Here is a 23,033-nt window from a genome sequence, read left to right on the forward strand (position 1 = left end):
ACCTGTGTCGTTATATTCTGCTGCTGGCGTTGCTTCAGCCTTTTTATGCCATATTTCATCACGGTATGTTAAGCATGCACCTGCAGTCCGTTAACCATCCCGGCAATAATCAGCAGATGCAGGACATAACCTTCTGCAAACCACCGACTTATCTGCAGGCGCTTTGATGACGCAGGTACATACTCATGCACAAGACACAATACCATCAGTGTCATGCCCATACCGGCCAGCACGGGGACGGCACCGTTTGCACCGTTCAGCCATACAACAGAGCACAGCCACAGTAAAAATAACCGCCCCTGGTACTGCTCCGGCACCTGCCAGACGGATACGGCTGCCAGCAACATCACCAGCCCCTGCCAGCCATAACTGGCAGTACTGAACGGCAGATACAGTGCCAGCATGGTTCCGGTTATGGCACCTTTTATGGCATCAGGGCGTTGCCAGAAACAGACCGCCTGCATCACCACGGCAAAGCAAAACAGAATGTTCAGCTCCCACCACTGATTTCCTGTCCCCCGAAATGCCAGCCAGAATACCGGTTGCGCCAGCACTGCCATCAGCCACAGGCGATTTACGGCAGTCTGTCGTATCTGCCTCCCCGCCAGGTTACAGCCCGCCATCAGTGCAAAAAGCGGGAATGCGCACCGTCCGGTCAGGTTAAGCCAGGGACTCCCCACATGAAATGCGGTGGCAATGTGGTCACCTGCCATCGCCAGAAATGCCACGATTTTGATAACGTCACGTTGTAATGGTGCCAGAGACAACAAAGGCAAGGCACCGGGATTCCGTACATCATCCTTACAGGAACACTCTTTGTTTTCCATCAGAGCGTCTTCTCTCTGTCAATCACCAGTTCTTTCTCCATCTGCCGCAACTGCTCCTGTGCGTTTATGCGTTTCAGGGCAGCCACTTCATGCTGAAGTAATTGTGCGTTTTCTTTCTCTTCACGGGCTGCTGTCTGTCCGGCAGCCCTGATTTCCTGTTCTGCCACTGCATTTTCTGCAGCCTGCATGGCCTCATTCTCTGCCGGCAGTATGTTCCGCGTCTCATCCTGCTGCAGGGTTTCCCTGACCGCTTTTTCTGCCTCCTGGCGTGCCCGCTCTTCCGGCGTCTGCAGACTGAGCAGTTCTGCGTCGGTATTCTGTGCAGTCTGCACAGTTTTTATGGCTTCAGGTGTCGTTTCTCCCTGTCCCTGCGTTAACTTCTGAAGCAGCCAGCCGGGAAGCGGCGCGGTATCCTGTTGCAGCACAACACCACTCTCAGGGTGCTGGCGGGCCAGCACCAGTGCAGATGCCGGGTCTGATGCCGTCAGCGTTACGCCATTATGGCTCTGCTGCAAAACCACAACGCCGGCATCATCTCGCCCCAGCCATCTGCCCTGCTCATCCAGTCCCTGCATTCGTCCCTCTTCATCCATACGGATTTCCTGCAACCAGACACCCTGTTGCCTGCCATTCCGGTCATAAGCCGGCCAGGCCACATGCGGTGCAGGGTATTTGCGGCTGCCACCGATGAAGCGGGCTTCACTGTGGTCTGGCAGTCCGGTTTCCCGCAACAACGCCCGCCCCAGCGCATTCTGATTAAGCGCCCGGGCGCTGTCCCACAGATTCTGTGCCGTTGTGGCATGAACATCCTGTTGAACGTCCAGCACATCATGCGCTGTCTTCCGGCTTTCACTGGCCGCCACGGATGCCAGCCATTTCCCGATATCATCGGTATACACCTGCACATGCTGCTTCATCCTTGAGAGCGCCACATACGCATCACTGAGAGAGGCAAGCCGCTGGCGTGCGCCGGTTGCCCCGGCCAGGGCTATCACAAAGGCCTCGCTGGCCCCCTGTGCACGGTGTGCCGTACCGGCATAGCCGTAATCCAGATGCATATCCGACATATCACGCCCCGGCTGAATCAACCGGGTATTTTCACCGTTTTTCAGCGTGATATCACCGTTACCAGCTATCCGGGTGACTTCCCACAGTGTCTGGGTATCCCGTCCCTGCTCCCGGTCCTGGTGGGTGAAGCGCACCAGGTCACCTTCCGACAACCGGATTTCACGACGGGAAAATACCGCAATATCCCGCAGACTACTTTCAAAAGCGGAGAGCAGATGGTCCCGCCCCTCCGCATCACGCAGCATCACCACACCGTTTGCTGTATCAGGGCTGTGAATGGTGTAATACTGCTGATTTATCAGCGCCACACCGCCATTATGCTGTGCCAGTCCTGCAACGGATTTCAGGGCCTCAGTCTGTGTTTTTTCCCTGACCAGCACCGTTACCGGAAGTTCCTGCTCCCCGGTCTTTCCGGCCTCATGCAGACGGTCATGAATGCCGGCATTGATGGCCATTGCATCCGCGTTTGTTTGGGTGACAATCAGCGTCTGACGCCGGGCCTCTGCGGTACGCCCGGTGTAATCATCCACAATGGCAGATATTACCCTGTCTCCCTGTGTTTCTCTCTGTTCACGGGTCTGACGAATTTCAGTCTCCGATGATACCGGTACATATGCACCATTATCCCGGGGCACCTGTTCCGGTGAAACGCGGCGTATCGTGTCCAGAGCTTCACCGGTACGTCCTTCCAGCAGTGCATACACCGCCGGTCGCAGTTCCGGTGACTGACGCACAATATCTTTCATCACCGCCACATCGATGGCGCTGCGCTGCTGCATCAGGGTAAAGGGCGCACCGCTGGCCACCGGCTGTAACTGCAGACTGTCACCGGACAGAACAGCACGACCACCTGCGGCGGCAATACGGGCCAGTGTGTCAGCCATATCCCGGTTGCCCACCATGGAGCTTTCATCGATAAGAAACAGCGTTTTTGAGAAGTTAAGCTGTTCACCGCTCTGCTGACGCCGCTCCGTGTCCATCAGAAAAGAAGCGATGGTCTGCGCTTTCACCCCCACACCCTGCATTTCACTGACGGCCCGGTGTGTGGGCGCCAGCCCCACCACCTCCGGCCGCAAACCTTCCGGCAACGTGTCAAGCGCAGCCAGGACACTGCGAAACTGTGTGGTTTTCCCCACACCGGCATAGCCCTGAATGGCCACAAAACGGTCCGCGCTTTCAAGAATCAGCCGGCTGGCTGCCTGCTGGCCTGACGTCAGACCAGTCAGGAGAGCCGGGTCCACTGTTTCCATCAGCGGGCGTTGCGTGTTCTTTCCTTCTGCCATTGTCCGCAGAATGGCTTTTTCCTGCAGCCAGGTTTCAGCCGGCACATAACGACCGGCACTTCCGTCACCCGGCACGGACAGGATTTCTCCGCGCTGAACCAGTTCTGCAAATGTGTGGTGAATACCGTATGGTGTCACTGACGGATGCGCTTTCAGTGCCTCCAGTACCACATCCTGACGGGAAAAGACCACACTGCTGCCCTGTGCCAGCGTTATGGCCTGACGTACTGCTTTTTCAGTCACCGGCATCACACTGTCCCGGGCCTGCCGCATGGCTGTATCCAGCGGCTTACCCTCCGGACTGACCTGCTCCCGGGCCTGCCGGTAAAGTGGAGAACGGGCAAGACGCGCATGTGCGTCTTCTTCTGACAGTGACGTATAAATTTGCACCCGGTCACCACTGGTGGCCAGTGTGTTCAGCGTCTGTGCCTGCGTGTCACGGGCAGAGACGGCAGCCAGAACAACGCCCTGTTCGCTCACCGTTTTTCCGGGCGTGGTCACGTATCCCTGACTGATTTTCAGTCCGTCTGCAACCGGAAGGCGATGCCGGCGCTCCCCCTGCCGGACCGTCAGCGTCCGGTCTGTGATGCGTTCAACCGTGACACTGTCACCTGCACGCAGTTTTCCGTGACTGCCGAGCAGCATCAGCTTTTCACCTTCAGCCACCGGAAGCGTTCCGGGCTGATACAGTCGCCAGCTGCTGTCCATGTCCCGGACCTTTATCAGCTGACTTCTGCCTTTCTCATCCGTCAGCGTCAGTGTACGACTGCGGGCCGTCACCCGGTCAATGGTGTAACGCTCAGACTTCCGGCGCTCTGCATCATACCGTTCCAGTATCTGTCCTTCCCGGTAGCTGTCCGTCAGTCTGCGGTTTTTACTGTCAAGAAACACCGGCGTCAGCGTGGATATCGTTACCTCCCTGTCGCCCAGCGCTCCGGTCGCTTTCAGTGACTGACGGATGGCCTCTGTCAGCGCCCGCTGCTCGCGACCGGGAGCCTGTGCCACCACACTCTCACCCTGTGCATGCAGAACGGCATAATCCAGGGCCAGCTGTTCATAACGCTGCCGGCGGTCACCATGACTTATCACCGACACACTGACGCCCCTGTCCGTTCCCCCCTGAAACCGCACCACACCGGCATCTTCCAGCGTGGCCAGCGCATTTCCGGTGCCCTTACGACCACCACCGTCCATCAGCACCACCTGCACATTGTTACGCAACGCCTGGTCAAGCAGCGTGACAGTCTCCTTAACAGACAGTTTTTCCGCGCCGGCAATCACCAGCGTGCTGTCATGCTTCAGCCCTTCCCCGGTCAGCAAATCCTTCCCGCTCACTTTTCCGTTCAGCCCCTGCTGCTCTGCCAGAAAAGCGGTCATCTTCCTGTCCGGTGCCATCACCTGCACCTGCCGTCCCTGACCTTCTGCCATCGCCACAACAGCCTGTATCTGCTCCCGCTGTGTCGCCATTCCCCGCCCGGTGCTGATAATGGCCACCGCAGGCAGTGTGTCAGCCAGAATCGCCGCCGCGCCCTGCAGGGGCATTTCAGGTCGCATGGTCACCATTACCCGGGTTTCGCGCATCGTCTGCTGCGCCAGCTGCTGCACACTCAGCTCATCGAGCAGATGAATGGAGGAGGTGAAAAGCCCCTTTTCCTTATCAAGTGGTACCAGTTCACCACTGCGGATGGCCTGCTCAATGCCGGCACGGGCCAGGGCAATGCTGCCCGGTTCAGCCTCCACCAGTGCCAGCGTCCTGCTCAGGACATCGGAGTAAGTAAACTGCGCCCTGCGGTCGCTCAGCAGGGAAATGGCCTGTGACACAGCATCCCGCATCACTGACGGTACGGTTGCGCCTTCACGCTGGCCAGAAGTGGATGAAGACGATGTCTCCCGCTGAGAATACCCTCCGGCTTCTCCTGACAAAACGGCCTTTTCAGGTTCAGAAACAGAACGGGCAGACTGCTGCAGGGCTTCCCGTTCTGCCGCTTTCTCCCGCAATGCCCGGTAACTGAATCCTGTCCGGTCAATACGCTCATGCCACTCTGTCAGCAACTCTTCTCTGTCCGGCTCTTTCTGTTTGGCACGACGGGTATCCAGCGCAGCCACACTGCGGGATTTAGCCGATGCATCATCCCCGACCGCTTCCCGGATTTGCTGACTGCGGGTTGAGAAAATATCGACCGGAACACCTTTAATCTCCCACAGACCATTTTTCCCGGTATCCACCGTCTCATAGCCCATCGCCTCAACCTGACGGCGCAATAAATTCAGTTGTATCTGCCCCAGAGCTAACTGGTTCGCATAAACAGCTTCAATAAATCCGTCTTTCCTGACCGTACCGCTTGCCAGCGTTCGCCAGCCACTTTCCGTTGGTGTCATATTCAGGAACAATGCATGGGTATGAAGTTGCGGATCCAGATTCCGTGAAGTGTCATGATTAAATGTGGCAATAACCGCTTTCTGTGTCAGTTGTGTCTCTGTCTCTCCCTCTTTCATTACCCGACTGGAAACCAGCGATTCAACTTCTTTTAGCGTTTCACTTACTGCCCTGTTCCAGGCCTCCAGTAAACGATTCTCACCATACAGCGCAATCAGTACAGACACACTTTTGGGGGCAGAAAATGTCAGATCATAACCACTGCGATGCACATTAATGCCGCCTTCCATTCTCTCCAGACTGACGCCGTTGGGCAGACGTCCGGCAATCAGTTCATCCAGCCGGAAAGCATCCACCGGTCCTTCCAGTTGCAGCAATTTTGCCCCTTCCCCTAACCACCGGGACTGCATGCTGCCCAGAAAATAGTAGTTATCCTGCGATGTGTAATAGCCTGCGCCACCACCGGCAATGGGTGCAATACTCAGCATTACCAGGTTACCTCGCGGTCATCATCCTGTTCACGCGCTCCATGCGTCTGGTGACTCACCAGATTGCGTTCATCCTGTCGCATTGCTTCCTGTGCCTGGCCTGAATCTCTGCAGAGCTCTTCATACCGCTCATCGCCCGGATACAGGATTTCCCCGGTTTCTTTGTCCACAATTTCAGTCAGCTCTGCCACAGGCGCCTTTTCTTCCACAGGATTGCTCTCACCTGTTCCGTCCGTCGCCGCAGCCGCTGCCTCCTGAGTCACTGCCGTAGCCAGTACCGGATTGTTAAGTGATTCTGCCTGTCCGGCCTGAGACGCCGTTTTGTTCTGTTCATCATCTTTTCTGACCTCACCCTGCTCCAGCCGGGCCAACAGCGCCGTAATATCGCCATCTTCCTCTTCGCGACGGCTGATTTCAGATTCAATCTCCGGATCAAGGCTGTCGTTGATTTCCCGCATCTGCAGATCCTCTGCACAGTCCTTTATCTTTTCGTAACGCATACTCATACGAACAGCCGGATAATCACCGGGAAACGTGACATAGCAGCTGAGATTGGGCAGTTTCTGGATATCGGTGTAGTTCACCAGATAGCGGTCTTCTTCCACCTTGCTGAAGGAGACACCGTCACGCACGGTATCCGCACCATAGCTGTACTGCTCACTGAAAACTTTATCTCGACGCTGGCCAATCTCACGCTGCACCCATTCCGCTTCTGTGCTGGATGGTGAGCGGAAAAAGAAACGGGTATTCACCAGCCCCAGCATGGCGTCAGCCGTCTCTTTTCCGTAAGTGAAATCCATCTGGGCTTTGGCCTGAAACCCCAGCACAAAGCACCCACCAAACCGTCGTGCCTCCGCCAGCACGCCCGGTAGTTCCGGCAGTTTGTTCAGTGAAGGCAGCTCATCGTAGATAAACCAGACTCTGCGGTGCAGATTTTCTCCCATTCCCAGCAGACAGTTAGCCGCCTGCGCCAGCCACATGGAAATCAGTGGTTTCAGTGACTCATGCTGACGGGCATTACTGGTCACCCACAACCAGCCGTGTTGCTTAATCTGTGGATCGTTGACAGCACTCATCCACTCCCGGATGGTAAACGGACGACGTCCGGTGCGTTCAATGCCCTGCAGATAACGCAATGCCTTGACATAGTTGGTCAGCACACTGCGGATGGAGATGGCGGTCTTTTCCACCTTCTCTTCCACCAGGTTACTGGCCTCCGTACCGGCCAGATAGTCGCGCAGAGCCTTCAGATCAATGGCAAGCAGCGTGCGCAACAACGCGTTGTAGGAGTGGATACCTTTCTTTTTCTGACGATATGACACCGCAGAAAAAATGGTACGGGCGGAACTCTGCCAGAAGGGGTCTTCTTTTGTGCCCATCGGAATCAGCGTGCTTGCTGCACTGTCAAAATCCGGAATGGACTCAAACTCACGGAACATATCCCAGTACGCACAGCGGCGATCAAGCGCATTAAGCAGGGTGTCATCCCGTTCATTAAAGTGCTTTTTAATCAGGGAACAGCCTTTATCGTAAATAATGGCCATATCGCCGCGTGCCCGGATTTGCTTCAGCAGCTTGTTGATGGTGTTGGACTTACCCGATCCCGGCGTGCCGTACATCATCAGATACTGCACTTCGCCATTTAATATCAGCGGAAGCTGATCGATACAGATAGAGGAAGCCTGCCCACGGCGATGCATCTCCCGGGCCACAGCTTTCACATCATCAGTCAGCTCACGGCCCCCCATGCGCTCATCCTGTGCCTGTTTTTCCCCCAGACGACGCAGAAAACGGAAAATCAGAAAGGCCAGCACGCCAACAGCCACAGAGGCCCAGAACAGGGCCAGATACAGCTCCTGGAGGAACATATTGCCGGCCCAGACCATATAATCGTCTTTCAGAATCTGCTCCGACGTTGCGTGCAGCACCTGTCCGTTCCAGGGAATGTCATAAACCGGAGGAACCCGGTACAGCGCCTTTTCTCCACGGGCAGTAAGTGACAACCACCAGTACAGCCCGCCATTACGGATAGTTTCCCAGGGCAGACGCAACCAGAAAAATAACGGCAAAAAGATAACGAAAAACCAGATCAGCCAGAATGAAACACGTTTGTTTACCTGCATGAACATATTCAGCATATAGCTGAATACCTGCCCACCCTGCGTAATATGCTTGGTTGAACTCATAGGGACGCCCGATTGTTAAAGAACAAAAACGATGAAAAGCCTGTTAATTATTAAACGGGATATACCATTGACATATCCCATATCACACCTCACTATGGATATACATCACGTATATCCATAGCGAGGTGCCTCATGGAAACAACCGTATTTCTCAGTAACCGGAGTCAGGCTGTCAGGCTGCCGAAGGCTGTAGCCCTGCCTGAAGACGTAAAAAAAGTCGACGTTATTGCTGTTGGCCGTACCCGGATCATTACCCCGGCAGGAGAGTCCTGGGACAGCTGGTTCGATGGCGACAGTGTCAGCGCAGATTTCATGAATGACAGGGAACAACCCGCCGCACAGGAAAGGGACGTATTCTGATGCTGAAATTCATGCTGGATACCAATATCTGTATTTTCACCATCAAAAATAAACCAGCGCATATCCGGGAGCGTTTCAATCTGAATACAGGGCGAATGTGCATCAGCTCAGTGACCGTGATGGAACTGGTATACGGTGCTGAAAAAAGTCAGTTTCCGGAGCGGAATCTCGCGATTATCGAAGGATTTATTTCGCGTCTTGACGTACTGGATTATGACTGCGCTGCTGCCACACATACCGGTCAGATCCGTGCTGAGCTCGCCCGTCAGGGACGTCCGGTGGGACCATTTGACCAGATGATTGCCGGTCATGCCCGCAGCCGGGGACTCATTGTGGTCACAAACAATACCCGGGAGTTTGAACGTATCGCCGGCCTTCGTCTGGAAGACTGGTGTTAATCCTCACTTCCGGTTCAGACACACCTGAGAATACCGTCAGCCACTTCTCTGGCCTGTTTGACAGAACGAGGCCGGTGCAACGGAATACCGGCCTGAATGACAACCAGATTAAATAACGCATCCCGGCGCTGACGTTCCGGGCGCAGATGAGAGCGATCATCCAGTTCGATAATAGCCCTGACGGTAAAATCCCGCTGATCCACAACCACATAGTCACAGTGCCATTGCGAAATCTGCCGGAATAACCTTCTGTTCTCTGCCTCAGAAAACCCGGGGCAAACCTGAACCACATCAACCAGACGGACCTGCGCCATCACCAGCAAAGGGTATCCTGCGAGCGCACGGCAGAGTTCACGAAAAAATTCACGTTCGCGCGCAGTCATAAAATGCTTTGACTGATAACAACGATGTTTTTTTAAAAGCCGGTCAATGTATTTCTGATTTCCGGTATATTTTTTCGTTCTTCCGGGAAGGATCAGGATAAGCAGTATTACTGCCAGAAAAACAACATACTCCATTTATTATCAGTCTCCATTCATATTCCACGTATATCCCTCTCCCCGGAAAATATGCCCTCCGGCACGATAGCCGCAGTTCATCATGTGCAATGCTCTTTCAATTAAGCCAATGACAAACTGAATATCTTTTCCGCTTTTATACTGAATCTGCAGACACAGGTGCTGATGTGTTTCCGGGGCGCCAGATTCTTTTGGTCGAAAAAAATATCCGCCTTCCGGGCTGATTCTTCCTGAAAGTATTTTGCCGGATTTTTCATCCAGGCAGGCAGAATGCAATGCCCAGGTCACATTATCTTCCTGAATCCCGTCAATACGGCTTATTCCCGGCATCCAGACCAGCTGTTGCCCATGCTGACGAATGATATCCCCGATCTGCTGACAAAGCTGTAACAATGGTAACGTATCCGGAGCCACAACAACGAGAGTAAGAAGATGGTACTCTTTTCGCGTTGAAAGACACGCAGAATAGTCATAACACTCAACAGCGTGATTTTCTTTATTTCTCCGAAAAAAGAACCAGACAATCATCATTACCAGAATAAAAAAAACATAAAACAGCCATTACACCAATATTATCATTAATAAAATCGACAAGGTTATATGCGGGTTTATTGACATATTGTATGCGCGAGGCTTGCATTGGCACTTCATGAATATGTTCTGGCGGCGCAACAAATTTATCTTCTACCGGTGTAGCCATAGAAACTCCATTATGTGAACAGGTCAGACACTGCGAAAAGAGAAATTATTTTTTCGCTGTTGAATAAGATTTTTATGGAATGTCAGTAAAGGCATTCCCGCTGGCGGATTCAGCGGGAATCAGAAAAATTACAGAATATTGGCAATAGATTTTGCTAACTGATCTTCAAGAACCGGTTTGGCTTCTTCAAATTTCAGGTTAACTTTGTTGGCACTGGACACAATACGCGTCTGATATTTATGCTGGTTACCGGTTTCACTGCTGGTCTGCACTTTATAACCCGACGTTCCCTGCTTCAGCGCAGCCACATTGTCAGTCGTCACCTGCACGGAGGTGCGCTCTGCGATCTGCACATCAGTCACCATGGTGTAGTTGATATCTTCCACCATCGCATCAGCCGCCATTCCCACAAGGCCGGCAGCCAGTCCCACCCCCAGCGTGGCACCGGCAGAGTTGGAGTTATAGGCTGTAATGCCTGCTCCTAACGCCGCAGCCTGAACAGCGCCCTGGTATCCCTGACTCAGGAAGCCCTGTGCTTCCCGCAAATCCATTTTATCGGCTTTCAGCACATTCGCCTGAATCCAGTAATGCGCGTCGGCAGGATTATTCACGATACGATAGCCTTTAGCCTGTACCTGGCTGTTAATTTTTCCCTGAAGGCCACTCATATCCTTATCGGAGGTATTTTTGATTTGCAGATAAACAGTGCGTTCTGTGGAGGGTTCAAGCCAGATGGTTTCACTCATCTGGGTTTTGACTTCCAGATTACGCTTTTTAATTGCGGTGCTCATCGCACCACAGCCAGACAGGAGAAACGCCCCCAGAACAACCGCAGCGATAAAGTTATTTTTACGATTTAATAACATAGATTTATCCTTAAACGAAAAACAATTGCTGATAACACCTCTGGATTATCGCATTAATCGTACCTGTATTTTTACCAACGGTCATCCCAGCGATGATTATTCATTCCCCAGGCATTCCCACCCACATCAATTGTATCATCTAACATGAGAAGTCCAGTTGCCGGGTTAACTTCATTACTACTGGAACAACACACATCGTCTTTTGATCGGCTCTCTCCAGGCAGATTAACATAAACAAATCGGACAAAATCGTCAGGATATAGTTTTCTCACTTTATAAGAAAAAACACATGTAAAAATTGCCCCCAATAAAGCAAACACCGCCCCCGAGAAAAGGACAAATTGCTGTTCAAATCCAACAGCAACAGCGATAATGATCAGGGCCACTCTGCTGGCATACAATACACATCGTTTTTTCAGTTGTTCTGATTTTGAAATAATATCCGTTTCAGGTGCTATTTTCATAAGAACATACTGAGTGGAAGATATTTCCCACAGCACAACAATTGTAATAATTGCAGAGAAAAAGTGCACAACCAGAAAACATACTAATAGCCCCATAGCACTTTCACCGTAAACCAGAGCTGCACAGAACGTCATAAAAAATGATACTGAAATACAACATGCTGTTATCTGCACACCAGATTTACAACCAGGCCACATACGTAGCCTGTCATCTTTCCAGTTAAACGTTTTTAATTTTTCAGTTAATTGTCCTGGCATAACTCTCTCTTCTTTTATTTGTCCTTCCACTTTGCAGCATCCCTCAGACGTTGCATATTCTCTTCATCTTTATCTGAATTCCAGGCACCTGATGGCGACAACGGCCAGGGCTTCTGCTTTTCTTTCTCCTGCGCCAGAGCCTCACCGAAAGTCTTTTCACTCTCCTTATGCTGCCCCGCAAGCGTGTTCCGTTGTGTCTTCAGTTCCTGCTGAGATGATGCCATTTCCTGCTCATTTTTCAGCACCTGCGCTTCCACAGTCTGACGGGTATCACGTACCTGTTTCTGGATCTGCTCTGCACCCTGAACCGATGCGCCGGAAGCCCGTTGCTGCATGTCAGCAAAATTCTCTGCATACGCTCGCTTCAGGTCACTCTGCATATCCACGGTTGGCCCGACGCTGCCCATACCTTCTGAAGCCCGCAACCGGTTTTCCCTGAATTCCTGCTCCAGCTGGGGTTTCAGTTTCTCATCCACAAATGCCTGTGCCAGTTGTTCCCGCTCCGCCCGCAGTGACGGATTTCCGGCATCGGTCAGCACGGTCGTGGCACGTCCCGGAGCAGACTGATGCACATAGTTAACAAACTCCTGACTGTAGTTGCTGTTAATACTTGCACTGTTGTTTTCCGCATAACTGGCCATCTGAGCATATTCATGGCTGCGGTTAAGTGCATCATTATACTGCTTAATCTGGCTCTGCAAATCGCTCAGGTTGCTGGCCAGCTGCTCAGACAGGGACGAAGAGGCATTGTCAGTATGACTGCTGTTATCCGTCGTGCGATGGTTATTAATGACATCCATGGCATCACGCACATCTTTTGTTTCCTGCGCTGTCAGGCTACGGTCATGCCCTGTTTTTGAGCTGATATCTGAATTAATACCATGCGATGACCGATCCGAACCTTTATAGCTAATGTCGGTATACAGCTTTCCACTGGCACTGGCCCCGGTTGTTAACTCAACAGCTTTTCCGAGAATATTTTTCCTGGTATCAATACCGACTTCGCCATGCCCACCGGCAGTAAAATCACCACTCTGTGATTTATTCAGTACCTCCGTAACCGCTTCAGACGTACTGATACCGGCACGTTTTGCCAGTGAATCAGCCACGCTGTTCAGTTTGTTGATGGCCTGCGTCAGTGTGGTGGCCCGGCTGCTGTCCGCACCGCTTACCACCGTATCGCTGTTGCCCCGCTGCTGCGCCCACTGCGTCAGCTGGCTGCCGACCAACTGGCTGCCATGACTGATGCTGTTACTGAGACTCTGCACCTGGCTTTCCGCTTCACGTTGTTGCGCCTGATAGCTGCTGCTGAGCATGCGCCCAAACTGGATATCCGTCGCCAGACTGGAAATTGCCGATTTACCATCATGCAGAATGCCCCCGCCTGCTGTTTTTGTTGTTGTCGCACCGCTGGCATGCTGGGTCAGCATCTGACCGTCGCGCACAGACTGGTTGGTGTCCCATTTAAAACCGGAGACATTCTCCATCTGCATGTTGTTAAACGCCCACGTACCGTCTGCAGCCTGAGAGGCAGCAGACGAGGCTGTGCTGTTAATGGATGAGCCCAGATAGTTCCCCGCCTGTGAAACCACACGCCACAGACCAAACACTAGGCCGGCAGCAATAAACGGAATCGAATTTGACAGCCAGGCCGCCATCAGCCCGATATCACTGTGAGTCTGCTGGATGGTGTTCAAGTTCGACAGGGAGAAATTCATCCCCTTCGTTTCGCCTTTCAGATAAAACGCCATCGCGTAGTTCAGAATGGCATACAGTGGTGGCCAGCTCTGCAGATAAACAAGGGAGAACACATAGCCTTTCAGCACCGGCAATGTCAGACCGTGAATGGTGGCCAGCAGAATGATTATCGGAAACATCCCGACCAGCATGGCCATCAGGACAGTATGCATCACCGGCACAAATGTGGCCGCCAGCCCGCCGGATGCTGCCCAGCTGAGGCGCATTTTGCTGTTCGATGACTGGTCAGCCATATTCACCAGGCTGGCGACGTTGCCGCTGGCAGCCGTATGGGTGGTGATACCCTGTTTTATAGCATTCATCACCACATTCTGGCGCAGGATTTCACTGGCATCCCGTCCGCCCTGATAGTAGAAGCCATAGCTGTCCGCCATCATCATCCCGAACAGCGTATCGGCGCCGGGACGGGGGCCAATGAAGCGGTTAACATAATAATCCCAGGTCTTTCCGCCCTTTGTCGTATCCACTTTCAGTTCACGCTTCAGCACGTTGTTGGCCAGCGCCTCGCAGGTCTGGAATCCTGCCTGTGCCAGGCTGTTGCCGCGAGGAACAATCACGCCACGCAGCGGGCTGGGTTTGCGGAAGATGATTTCATAAGGGTCAGATGACTGCATCAATTCAGCCATGCTGTATTTGTGTGTCAGCATAATATCGCCGATAACACACTGCTGCACATACTCCTTCAGCAACGTCGCCAGGTCACTGTTCTGCGCCACCACATCCGTGGTGTTGGCCATCAGGGTGGCACCAAACAACATACCGGTTTTGCTGTATGCCACGGAATCCGGCGTATGGAACACGGAGTCATAAATTTTCGTCAGAGAGCCACCAATACTGGTGATAAACCGGAACGGCACCGACAGCCCGGTCGGCACATTATCCACCCGCAGCACCAGTGTGGGATTCGTCATATCAATGATATGCACGGTACGTTTCGGAATAACCAGCACACTGGTTATCAGAATGAACACTGCAATAAACTTCAGCACCTCCTTCGGGTCATGCCCCCGGATATAGACAAAGAAGAGCGCCATCGCGGAGAAGAATCCCACAATATGAAACAGGGAGTCCCATGTGGATGTGCCGATAAGCGTGGCCACGCCATTAAATGCCGCCTGAAAGAACTCACCGCCACTCATGACATAAACAGTATCCACCATGCTCATCAGTTGCCTCCTGTTGTCAGCTGGGCAGAAGAGACTGATGTATAGTTCAGGTTTTGCTCATAACGGCTCATCAGTTGCGTGGATACCTGCTGACGCAGATAGCCCATACGCTGCTCCAGCTCCATCAGCGTGTTCGCTTTCACATCCACCTGAGCCTGCAGCCCTTCCAGCTGACGGGAGGCTTCAGAGAAGTTTTCCCGTAACATCTTCATCTGCTCTTCCGGGAAGTTTTTACTGCCGGCCTGCACACGAGCCTGGCTGAGTAACTCGTTCAGGTACTGCAGCAGAATGTCATAGGCAATGTAATCGGAAAGTGACGGGTAGAAGGTGGAGATATTCAGCATCTGCGGGTCCACCAGGTAACGCAGAATGGGGACACTGGTACTTTCAATAAAGCCTTTTTCCTGACTGGTCAGCGGGTCATCACTGACCAGTTTGCCAGAAATATCCTTTATCATAGTCTGTACACGTTTATTCAGGCTGTTGTTCTCACTGACCGTCACATTACGGGTGTTTGTTCTGACACAATCTCCTGAAGATACACAACCAAAAATTGATGCCTGCCCGCCATACATCAATGCCTTTATCAGCCCCTGATGGTTAGCCTGTGGACCGATAAACTGAATTTCGCCTTTATCATCAAAAATCAGTGTCCCGGTGATGTTCATCACCAGTTCCATCAGCTCGGTGTTTCCCTTCATCATGTCGTTCTTCTGCAGGATATCCCACATCAGATTCCGGTTTTTCATCACCAGATCTTTCATGTTCTCCGGCGCTTTATCCAGCACCTTGTTCATCTGACCACCCACGGTGCAACCCTGTCGTGATGCTGCCCAGTCTGAGAACATGTTGGTTTCACCGGCAATGTCCTGGCAGATTTTCTGTGACTGTACGGTGTTCTTCGGCCACAGGCCGCCGATGATGCCCTGCGCGGCCTGACAGGAGGAGACATTCATGTTATTGAGGTCGCTGGCCAGCTTCTGCATAAAATCCTTAACCTGTTTCATCCCCGGTACGGCAGTCTGCAGAGCCAGGTCAAAAAAGTATCCCACAGCGTTCCCCATCAGCTGCTTCACAAAACGCTCAATCTGTTCGCTGTTGATAAAGGAAAAGGAGCCCAGATAAGCATCAATACCACCACAACCGGCGGTAATATGCGGCGGGGTGAAGGACGCTATCTGCAGGTTATTCACCTGATTGCGTAAGAACAGATTGCCGCCGGTGGCATAGCCTGCCGCCTGCCCCTGCCAGACAGCTGCGCGGGTGGCATTCCCCTCGAAGCCCAACTTGTTGAAGAATTTTTTCAGGTCGTTATTAACATCTGCAGATGCCATAAAAGAAATGCCTGTCAGCGTGGCCCCCATTAGTGCTGCCAGTAAATGCCGCCGAATACGATAACCTTTTCTGGCAGATATAAAATAATAAAAATGTTGCATATAATGCCCCTGTAAAGCTCACGATATTAATAACGAGATACAGCCGGTCATGAAATCATTTATTATAAAAATCACAGAACATCTTCAAAACGAAACCACTCAGGATGGTCTGCGAAATATATTCAGAGATATATTAACCGGCACAACATTAATGTCTATTCTGGCAGCATCCGCCGCATGGTTACTCAAGGAATTCAATATGCTGGCATGGCTGACATTGCCACTAACACTCCTTCTGTTATTTCTGATATTTTTTTGGGGACACTACTCTATTCAGACAACTGTCAATAAAACCATGCCATCAAAAAGTAAAATGAGTTCCCTGTGTGTTATGCTTTTTGTTTCAGCCTTTCAGCTCAGTATTCTTTTCAGTATCATCCGGATAATCAGCGGTCAGTAATATCCGCTCATAAAAAACCATCCAACTGCGGTCAGAGGAACCTGTATCCAGAACTGAGGAAACACGTAAAGAAATTTATCATCCAGTTTCTCGTCCTGAATATCTCTCTGTATCAGACCGGCCAGATAACAGGAAAGGTACTGGATAACGAACAGCGCTCCTGCCAGTGCCGGCAGAGACCACTGCCACGCCTGTACCAGTAACATACCCGCACACTGCAGAACGACTGAAACAACCACACAACACCAGAGCACCCGTCTGCTGATTTGATTGTGCGGTAAAATACTGCTGAAAAAAGCAACCCCCATACAGATAAATGCGCACAGAAAAAGAAAAATCATCATAAACAAATATCTGAATGGCAGTGCTGTAATACGCTCCCATAAAAACACAAAAGCCAGATAATCCCTGCATATAATGTAAATGCCACCAACAAGACTGATTGCTAACACCATATACGCCATACAATATTGTGGTTTTCTGAAACTCATGCGCCACTCCATTCAGAATAAAGTTTCACCGGTAACGGCAGGCAATGTTTAATTCAGGCAGTGAGATGTATTTTTATGCTCCTGCGGAATATTTATTTTTGTTTTTTTCATTATTGCAAATCCCAGTGCCTCATTAATGCGCTGCCTGAGAGTCTGCTCATCCACAATGCCACACAGCAACGGTAGGGTAATGGTAAGGAATTAATTAAAACTGCCACGCTGCGGTATTACCGGCTGGCGTGCTGTTTTGCCCTCAATTTTCTGAAGATACGACAAATCCCTTCATACGTAATATCCAGTAACTGTCCCGCGACACCTGTCACAATAGCACCGCAACCAAGTGCATAGAAAGTCCAGGGAATAAGGTACATCACCAGATTGATGAGAGGTTTCAGTGTTGCATATTCCCCGATAATAACAGGGTCAGTAGCCATGCCAGCAATCCCTGTATCGCCGGTATGCTGCCCATATATTGCCGCAAACATTCCCTGCCATAACCAGTTACTTATCCAGCCAGCGATCAGAAACATGGCTCCACATATTATCAACACGATACATAGCTTTTCCGTGAATATCCGGATCTGCATATCCTTCTTTTTTTCACTCATGGCTCTCATTTTTCACCTTCTGTTTTACTCTTTACTCCCGTTCCGGCAGCATTCGCAAATCCCAGCGCCTCATCAATACGCTGCCTGAGCGTCCGCTCATCCACAATGCCATACAGCAACGGCAGTGTTTTCAGGGTGTTCACTTCCACCAGGAACGCTGCCGGCGTCACCGGTCGCATATTGCTCCACATATCACGAATCACAGCTTCTGTTGCCGGAATGGCATCCGGAAAAGACGCATCGCCCATACCGTCCAGGGTATACGGGAAAACATCCAGCCCCATCTGTGCGGTCACGCGCTTCAGTAACGGGTCAAACTGCTGGCAGTAACCACAGCGTGACTGCATGAATAACACCAGTTTGTAGTTTTTCAGATTGACCACCTGGCCGTCCGGCAGACGGTAATCCCGGCGTTCAGGGACTGCAGGAGCCACAGGTGATGAAGAAGTGGCTGCCGTCTGCATCTGGCAGGCCTTACCCGGCGTTGTCTTGTGCGCTTCAAGCTGGCGCAACTCTTCCAGCGTGGACGCCTGTGCACCGGCAGCAATCAGCAACACGCCCGTCAGAACCTGCTTCCACATATCACTGTTCCCCTGTCGGTTCTGCGTGCCATTTCTTCCAGGCATGAACAGCAGCCAGCCCCAGACCGGATAATCCCAGCGTCGCCCCGATAACAAATATCGCCAGTGCATCACGAACCAGCGTCATCTGGTACAGGGCGTATGCCAGTTCATCGCTGACAGTCTCTGCAGGCAGGGACAGAAGACCGGCCAGATAAAACCAGATAACGGAGGCAACCATCAGCGCCATTCCCGGGTACATCAGCAGATTTTCAGTAAAACGTTCGCGTGTCATACATCTCTCCGTTTCGTTCACGACCGTGGCGCAAAATCTGTCGCCACGCTTAAAAAGCGTTTCATCAGGTCATCCTGCGTCATAAAGCCATAAGCCAGCGGCTGGTAACGCTCTGCCCCCGGTTCAACCAGGAAAAGTGCCGGCAGATGCGTCACGCCCAGCCGCTGAGCCTGCCCGCTGTCAGGACGCGTCTGCGGCAGCGCCTCGCTCCGGGCACCATCCATACTGACCGGAATCAGTGCAACGTTGTATTCATCAGAGAAACGCTGCACGACCTTTGCAAGCTCACCATCCAGCGCATCATTCCCCCGGTAAAAGAAGAACAGCCCGTACTGACTGGCCAGCTGACGAATGGCAGCCACCTGACGGTTCTGGTCAGCCTGCAGCTGCAGCGGAACTGTGCTGTTGTAGTGACTGTACTGCAGGTTGTAATCCAGCTCCGGATGCATCAGCAGGGATTTTGTGGCCACGGCACTGAAGCGACTGGCCTGACTGGTCCAGAAGTTCTGCATCTTCATGTAGGCCGTAAAATTCTCCACTGTCGGGTAGAGAATGGCGGTATTCAGCCGCTCCTCCGTCATTCGCTGAAGGACCTTCATCTGTGCTGTCGGGGGGAGAGAGGTCAGGGGAACAGTGGCCGGTGGCGGCGTTTCCTCCTCATCCTGTTTCTGAGGTTCGTTGTACCAGTGCCAGCCCACTATCGGTTCGTCCACATAGGTACGGACAGGTTCACGTTGCGCACCTGTCTGGCCGGATATCAGCAGCCCCGGCAAGGCAATAAGTAATAAAACGAGCGGTTTCATCTTACTGCCCCTTTCCTGCGGACTGCTGCAGCGCCGAAGCAACCTGTTCTTTCACGCGTTCGGCCAGTTCACTGTCTGACGGAATGGTGGTGCCGGCATTCAGGTCACTGTAGAAATTGCTGAAATCCATCCGGTCAAACCGCAGCGACTGCAGCTCTTCCACCGTGATGCCCCGGCAGTCAGGATGCTTTCCACTGCCAAAACCGATACCAAGCTGCCCTTTACGCCCCTGAGCCTGAACAATCTGCGCCAGCTTCGAATCAAACTGACAGTAGGCTTTCTTCTTCTGCAGGCACACACCCAGCGCCTTCTTCGAGCAGTATGTGCCAACATAAACGGTGAGCAGTTTCTCTTTGGCTTTCCCCAGCGCCTTTTCTTCACTGTCACAGTGCGCCAGGCCAATGCCCTGTCCCCAGCCGGAGTCCTTGCAGCAGTTATTAAATCCGGCAATGGCCATCCGGCACTCAACCGGTTTGCCGGTGAAGGCCCGGACGTTCACATCATTCATGGCAGCCACATCCTTTGCGGCCGCAGTCACCGCTGCCAGTGCAGAAACTGCCTTACCAAAACCATCAGACGTATTGTTTTCAATGGCATCACATTCACCGTTTGCACAAACCAGCTGACCACTGCATAGTTGAGCTTCACCGGTCACCTTTTTCTCGCAGGAGAAGGTCACTTCTTCCTGAAGACAGGCGCTGCCACTCTTTTCCTGGCAGTTCACGCGCGATACCGTACAGGCCGGATTCTTCATATACACATCACAGCTGCCGTTATCCGCCTCCTGCTTCAGATACGTGTCTTTCCAGGCCCAGCAGTCGCTGTATACTGTGTACTCTTTTCCCCCCATGTTGATAACACGATTTCCTCCTGCCTCCGTACACTGGCTTCCCTGCAGGACTTCTTCAGCCTTGTTAAACGGGCAGCTTTCCGTCCACTCCACGACAGGTTTCCAGGTTTCTGTTTTCACTTTCACCTGCAGGCGCAGTTTCATTGATGTATGTCTGCTGAATTTCAGGGAGCCAGAACCACTGCTGAGTTTCCGTGGATGCTGTGATGTGAATGGAACACCCGCAGTCAGTTTCGCCGGAACAAGCGTAAATGAGCCGGAGCCTGCACTCTTTGAAGACCAGTTCAGGCGATTTCCCAGCACTGAAATCGTCATGGAATACCCCCGACCGGGAAAACCGCTTTTTGGCCAGCTGTAAGTGGCACTGACAATCTCGCCACTGATGTGAGGTGTGATTGTGGCAACAATATTGCCATTAATCACCTGAGAGGGCTGGTTGTTCATCTCATATTCCACCCACTCCGTTCGCCAGCTTTCCTCATATTTTCCGCCAATATGAGCCTTACGGATGCAGGTCAGTTCCGCCGCCGGCGTTCGCTCACAGACATGCGACGTGATTTCGGTTTTACTGACATTCACGGTTTCACATTTGTCATACGCGCCATTCGTGACGATATCGGCTTTATCCTGGACATCAAAACCGCCGTTGATAAATGGCGCATCCATGGAAATGGGGTCTTTCGGGCGATTCATGATGACTTCTGACGTCAGTTTTCCCACTTCCGAATTATTCAGGGCGCTGGCACCTGCACTCTCGAGGCTGGCGGAGTTTGATGATGTCACTCCGCCGTAATGCGCCGATTCCGGCGGATTTTCGGTATAGCCGGGAATAACCTCTCCCGGATTAAAGTTATTCAGGACACCAGAACCACTGCCCTTCAGACTGTCGGCAAACTGTTTCCCTGAACCGTATTTATCACTGGCCTGCAATCCCGTTCCGAAGGTGGTCAGAACAGCCAGCACCATCACGATAACGCGCTTCATCATTCACTCTCCCTGAGAATCGCTTCAGCCACCGGAGCACATTCCCCTTCCTTCGCCACCCGCTCCAGCGCCGCTTTCAGGCGGATATTGCCGCGAATCAGGTCATACCGTTCACCACAGGTCACCACCAGTGCAGGCACGGATGTGATGCCGTATTTTGCAAACTGCATCGGGTCTATCTGAACACCGCCGGTATTTTTCTCCCGGGTAATACGGAATACGGCCTCTGCTGTTTTCCGGAAATCATTGTCGATGAGTCCGTTAACCAGTGCGGGGATACCCAGCGCCCTGGCCTCCGGCAGCATGCGAATCAGACCTTCTTCCGGTATGGAAAACGATAAAAAATACAGCGCACGTGGTGTTTTCTTACTGCGGGCGGATGCCTGCTGTGATTTTCGGGTCAGACGCTGTATCCACGCATCGTTATGTTTTCCGGGTGCTGGCTGCTGCAGAAACTCCGGTACAGTGGCCTGCCGGCGCAACATATCGCTCTGGTCACGCAGGGATTCAATAAAAGCCGCACTGTCCTGCGAAGCACAGACAATGCCGGGTGACAGCATGCAGGTCATCGCTATGCTGCAGACAGAGACAATCTTCCACACAGTAATACTCCTGATTAAAATTTACGGAAAAACAGTCAAACGCAGAGGGATATGATGTTATTCAGAAAGAAGTGCCTTTTTATGGCGCTGATATTCATTGCTGGCAGCGCCGGCGCCGGCTTTATTGCATTCAGAAATGCCGGAACAACAGAGCATCCTGTTCAGATAATGTCATCCGGGCCAGTTAAGCCTGACAACTCACTGCTGACACACCGGATAATCATGACAGACCAGCATTATGGTCTGACTTCCGATGCAGAAGTTCAGGCTGCTTTATCAAACTCTCAGTTTGTGCTTTCGGAAATAAAGAAACAGTGTTCATCAACCAGAAATACAGGGCAGTTTTTGCAGTGCGCCAACAACATTCTGGGCGAGCATTTTTCTTACCAGGAAACCGCCCTCGCCTCAGCGGGTTATTCGCGAAAGATTTCAGACTGTGACCTGAATGTTTATTTGTTACTTGATGCAGCAAAGTTACTGAACCGGCAAATAAATATTATTTATGCACCCGGACATGCGTTTATTGCTTACACCGACGAGAATGGTCTGCCGCAGTTCTGGGAAACCATTGAACCAGATAATCATGGACAGCCAGCAGAACTATGGACATCTGCGTATGCCAAAACGCTTCATCCTTTTTTCTACACAACACAACCTGAAAACAAGGTTGAGGATATATACCGTTTATTTATATTAAATAAACTACCTGAGAATGAGCGAACACGTCTGCTTTCCGTTCTGGATGAAACATTGCATGATAATCCACTCTATCTCAGTGCATATTATGGCAATAAGAAAGATATCAATCGGGAGGATGTAAATCACTTACTCTACCTGCTGCAAAAAGATACGTACTCCTTTGATAAAAAAATCATTGCAGCACGCTACTTTAATGCTAACAAGGACTATCAACGCGCAGAGTATCTGCTTAATGCAATTCCAAAACATCAGTGCACAGTGAAATGCCTTGAGGAAAAGGCAAAATATTCTATTAAACATAAAATATTTTACCACATTGCTAATAATAGCAATTACAAATCAGAACACGTTATTGAAGATGCAGCAGAATCAATCTGGGGTAATATCCTCATGTTGTTGGTTTCTGTTTCTATACTGATAATATCTCTCTGCAGAAAAGAAATAGCAGAAAAATACAATAACTATCACCGAAGAAGAATTCATCATTTTAAGAGATAATGACGCATTAACGAGTTCTTCTGCATTATCGAACAGGACATACGCTGAGTAATAACTAAAAAGCGTCGGCGCAAGGAGACGAGTGTGCAT

Annotated in this window: 21 protein-coding genes; 4 read left to right on the plus strand and 17 right to left on the minus strand. The window is 51.6% G+C overall.

What is annotated here, in order from left to right:
* Positions 1–68: 68 nt before the first annotated feature.
* From traX to traD, 3 genes are read right to left on the minus strand one after another with little or no spacing between them, the layout of a single operon-like run.
* Positions 69–827: a type-F conjugative transfer system pilin acetylase TraX gene (traX, locus tag FFT88_RS21680; protein WP_135403549.1), complete on the minus strand. Its 759-nt coding sequence runs from the start codon at positions 825–827 to the stop codon at positions 69–71.
* Positions 827–6,043 carry a conjugative transfer relaxase/helicase TraI gene (gene traI / locus FFT88_RS21685; RefSeq protein WP_135403550.1) on the minus strand — a complete coding sequence of 1,739 codons (5,217 nt, stop codon included), beginning with the start codon at positions 6,041–6,043 and terminating at the stop codon, positions 827–829. The genes traX and traI overlap by 1 nt, the downstream gene beginning before the upstream one ends.
* On the minus strand, positions 6,043–8,229 hold the full coding sequence (gene traD, locus FFT88_RS21690; protein ID WP_135403551.1) for a type IV conjugative transfer system coupling protein TraD: 2,187 nt from the start codon (positions 8,227–8,229) through the stop codon (positions 6,043–6,045). Before traD ends, traI begins: the two co-directional genes overlap by 1 nt.
* A 132-nt stretch (positions 8,230–8,361) precedes the next feature.
* On the opposite strand from traD, the gene vapB reads away from it, so the two are divergent.
* Together vapB and FFT88_RS21700 are read left to right on the plus strand one after the other, a co-directional pair.
* Entirely contained in the window at positions 8,362–8,589 is a 228-nt protein-coding gene (gene vapB, locus FFT88_RS21695; protein WP_135403552.1) for a toxin-antitoxin system antitoxin VapB, read from the plus strand.
* Positions 8,589–8,987: a type II toxin-antitoxin system VapC family toxin gene (locus FFT88_RS21700; protein ID WP_000911308.1), complete on the plus strand. Its 399-nt coding sequence runs from the start codon at positions 8,589–8,591 to the stop codon at positions 8,985–8,987. The genes vapB and FFT88_RS21700 overlap by 1 nt, the downstream gene beginning before the upstream one ends.
* Before the next feature lie 14 nt (positions 8,988–9,001).
* Here the strand turns inward: FFT88_RS21700 and FFT88_RS21705 are convergent, their stop codons facing one another.
* From FFT88_RS21705 to traH, 7 genes are all read right to left on the minus strand, one after another.
* Positions 9,002–9,370 carry a DUF2726 domain-containing protein gene (locus FFT88_RS21705; protein WP_240731079.1) on the minus strand — a complete coding sequence of 123 codons (369 nt, stop codon included), beginning with the start codon at positions 9,368–9,370 and terminating at the stop codon, positions 9,002–9,004.
* Between the two features lie 141 nt (positions 9,371–9,511).
* Complete coding sequence (locus FFT88_RS21710) at positions 9,512–10,036, minus strand: hypothetical protein (RefSeq protein WP_240731080.1); 525 nt, start codon at positions 10,034–10,036, stop codon at positions 9,512–9,514.
* Complete coding sequence (locus tag FFT88_RS21715; RefSeq protein ID WP_135403554.1) at positions 10,002–10,205, minus strand: hypothetical protein; 204 nt, start codon at positions 10,203–10,205, stop codon at positions 10,002–10,004. Before FFT88_RS21715 ends, FFT88_RS21710 begins: the two co-directional genes overlap by 35 nt.
* A 128-nt stretch (positions 10,206–10,333) precedes the next feature.
* The gene (gene traT, locus FFT88_RS21720; protein ID WP_135403555.1) at positions 10,334–11,071 is read right to left on the minus strand and encodes a conjugal transfer complement resistance protein TraT; all 738 of its coding nucleotides are present in this window, start codon (positions 11,069–11,071) and stop codon (positions 10,334–10,336) included.
* Between the two features lie 71 nt (positions 11,072–11,142).
* Positions 11,143–11,793, minus strand: coding sequence for a hypothetical protein (locus tag FFT88_RS21725; RefSeq protein ID WP_135403587.1), 651 nt, complete (start codon positions 11,791–11,793; stop codon positions 11,143–11,145).
* A 14-nt stretch (positions 11,794–11,807) separates the two neighbouring features.
* Complete coding sequence (traG, locus tag FFT88_RS21730; protein WP_135403556.1) at positions 11,808–14,717, minus strand: conjugal transfer mating-pair stabilization protein TraG; 2,910 nt, start codon at positions 14,715–14,717, stop codon at positions 11,808–11,810.
* Positions 14,717–16,153 carry a conjugal transfer pilus assembly protein TraH gene (gene traH, locus FFT88_RS21735; protein ID WP_240731081.1) on the minus strand — a complete coding sequence of 479 codons (1,437 nt, stop codon included), beginning with the start codon at positions 16,151–16,153 and terminating at the stop codon, positions 14,717–14,719. The genes traG and traH overlap by 1 nt, the downstream gene beginning before the upstream one ends.
* A 49-nt stretch (positions 16,154–16,202) precedes the next feature.
* Here traH and FFT88_RS21740 point away from each other — a divergent pair, with 49 nt between their 5' ends.
* A complete protein-coding gene (locus FFT88_RS21740) occupies positions 16,203–16,553 on the plus strand; it encodes a hypothetical protein (protein WP_135403557.1) in 351 nt (116 codons plus the stop codon).
* On the opposite strand, the gene FFT88_RS21745 is transcribed toward FFT88_RS21740, so the two are convergent.
* The 7 genes from FFT88_RS21745 to trbC all read right to left on the minus strand — a co-directional run bounded on the left by FFT88_RS21745 (position 16,547) and on the right by trbC (position 21,746).
* Entirely contained in the window at positions 16,547–17,044 is a 498-nt protein-coding gene (locus tag FFT88_RS21745; protein ID WP_171026934.1) for a hypothetical protein, read from the minus strand. The two genes, FFT88_RS21740 and FFT88_RS21745, sit on opposite strands and share 7 nt — an antisense overlap.
* 227 nt (positions 17,045–17,271) lie before the next feature.
* Complete coding sequence (locus FFT88_RS21755) at positions 17,272–17,652, minus strand: hypothetical protein (protein ID WP_240731082.1); 381 nt, start codon at positions 17,650–17,652, stop codon at positions 17,272–17,274.
* A gap of 5 nt (positions 17,653–17,657) precedes the next feature.
* Entirely contained in the window at positions 17,658–18,233 is a 576-nt protein-coding gene (gene trbB, locus FFT88_RS21760; RefSeq protein WP_135403560.1) for a type-F conjugative transfer system pilin assembly thiol-disulfide isomerase TrbB, read from the minus strand.
* Between the two features lies 1 nt (position 18,234).
* Positions 18,235–18,507, minus strand: a complete 273-nt coding sequence (locus FFT88_RS21765; protein ID WP_135403561.1) for a hypothetical protein — start codon at positions 18,505–18,507, stop codon at positions 18,235–18,237.
* Positions 18,508–18,524: 17 nt separating this feature from the next.
* Positions 18,525–19,310 (minus strand): type-F conjugative transfer system pilin assembly protein TraF, encoded by a 786-nt coding sequence (gene traF / locus FFT88_RS21770; RefSeq protein WP_135403562.1) that lies wholly within the window; start codon positions 19,308–19,310, stop codon positions 18,525–18,527.
* 1 nt (position 19,311) lies between these two features.
* Positions 19,312–21,144: a type-F conjugative transfer system mating-pair stabilization protein TraN gene (gene traN, locus FFT88_RS21775; protein WP_135403589.1), complete on the minus strand. Its 1,833-nt coding sequence runs from the start codon at positions 21,142–21,144 to the stop codon at positions 19,312–19,314.
* Positions 21,144–21,746, minus strand: coding sequence for a type-F conjugative transfer system pilin assembly protein TrbC (gene trbC, locus FFT88_RS21780; RefSeq protein ID WP_240731083.1), 603 nt, complete (start codon positions 21,744–21,746; stop codon positions 21,144–21,146). The genes traN and trbC overlap by 1 nt, the downstream gene beginning before the upstream one ends.
* 81 nt (positions 21,747–21,827) lie before the next feature.
* Between trbC and FFT88_RS25325 the strand changes: the two genes are divergently transcribed.
* Positions 21,828–22,943, plus strand: a complete 1,116-nt coding sequence (locus tag FFT88_RS25325) for a hypothetical protein (RefSeq protein ID WP_167851585.1) — start codon at positions 21,828–21,830, stop codon at positions 22,941–22,943.
* Positions 22,944–23,033 lie beyond the last annotated feature (90 nt).

Source organism: Escherichia sp. E4930, from assembly GCF_005845405.1.
Classification (GTDB): domain Bacteria; phylum Pseudomonadota; class Gammaproteobacteria; order Enterobacterales; family Enterobacteriaceae; genus Escherichia.

Coding starts and splice junctions, on each gene's coding strand:
- traF (WP_135403562.1), bottom strand. CDS start 19,310: ATGAAACCGCTCGTTTTATTACTTATTGCCTTGCCGGGGCTGCTGATA.
- FFT88_RS21705 (WP_240731079.1), bottom strand. CDS start 9,370: ATGACTGCGCGCGAACGTGAATTTTTTCGTGAACTCTGCCGTGCGCTC.
- FFT88_RS21745 (WP_171026934.1), bottom strand. CDS start 17,044: ATGAGTTTCAGAAAACCACAATATTGTATGGCGTATATGGTGTTAGCA.
- FFT88_RS21725 (WP_135403587.1), bottom strand. CDS start 11,793: ATGCCAGGACAATTAACTGAAAAATTAAAAACGTTTAACTGGAAAGAT.
- traI (WP_135403550.1), bottom strand. CDS start 6,043: ATGCTGAGTATTGCACCCATTGCCGGTGGTGGCGCAGGCTATTACACA.
- FFT88_RS21765 (WP_135403561.1), bottom strand. CDS start 18,507: ATGACACGCGAACGTTTTACTGAAAATCTGCTGATGTACCCGGGAATG.
- FFT88_RS21700 (WP_000911308.1), top strand. CDS start 8,589: ATGCTGAAATTCATGCTGGATACCAATATCTGTATTTTCACCATCAAA.
- FFT88_RS21710 (WP_240731080.1), bottom strand. CDS start 10,036: ATGATGATTGTCTGGTTCTTTTTTCGGAGAAATAAAGAAAATCACGCT.
- traX (WP_135403549.1), bottom strand. CDS start 827: ATGGAAAACAAAGAGTGTTCCTGTAAGGATGATGTACGGAATCCCGGT.
- FFT88_RS21740 (WP_135403557.1), top strand. CDS start 16,203: ATGAAATCATTTATTATAAAAATCACAGAACATCTTCAAAACGAAACC.
- traN (WP_135403589.1), bottom strand. CDS start 21,144: ATGAAGCGCGTTATCGTGATGGTGCTGGCTGTTCTGACCACCTTCGGA.
- traD (WP_135403551.1), bottom strand. CDS start 8,229: ATGAGTTCAACCAAGCATATTACGCAGGGTGGGCAGGTATTCAGCTAT.
- FFT88_RS25325 (WP_167851585.1), top strand. CDS start 21,828: ATGGCGCTGATATTCATTGCTGGCAGCGCCGGCGCCGGCTTTATTGCA.
- traH (WP_240731081.1), bottom strand. CDS start 16,153: ATGCAACATTTTTATTATTTTATATCTGCCAGAAAAGGTTATCGTATT.
- vapB (WP_135403552.1), top strand. CDS start 8,362: ATGGAAACAACCGTATTTCTCAGTAACCGGAGTCAGGCTGTCAGGCTG.
- traT (WP_135403555.1), bottom strand. CDS start 11,071: ATGTTATTAAATCGTAAAAATAACTTTATCGCTGCGGTTGTTCTGGGG.
- FFT88_RS21715 (WP_135403554.1), bottom strand. CDS start 10,205: ATGGCTACACCGGTAGAAGATAAATTTGTTGCGCCGCCAGAACATATT.
- traG (WP_135403556.1), bottom strand. CDS start 14,717: ATGAGCATGGTGGATACTGTTTATGTCATGAGTGGCGGTGAGTTCTTT.
- FFT88_RS21755 (WP_240731082.1), bottom strand. CDS start 17,652: ATGAGTGAAAAAAAGAAGGATATGCAGATCCGGATATTCACGGAAAAG.
- trbB (WP_135403560.1), bottom strand. CDS start 18,233: ATGTGGAAGCAGGTTCTGACGGGCGTGTTGCTGATTGCTGCCGGTGCA.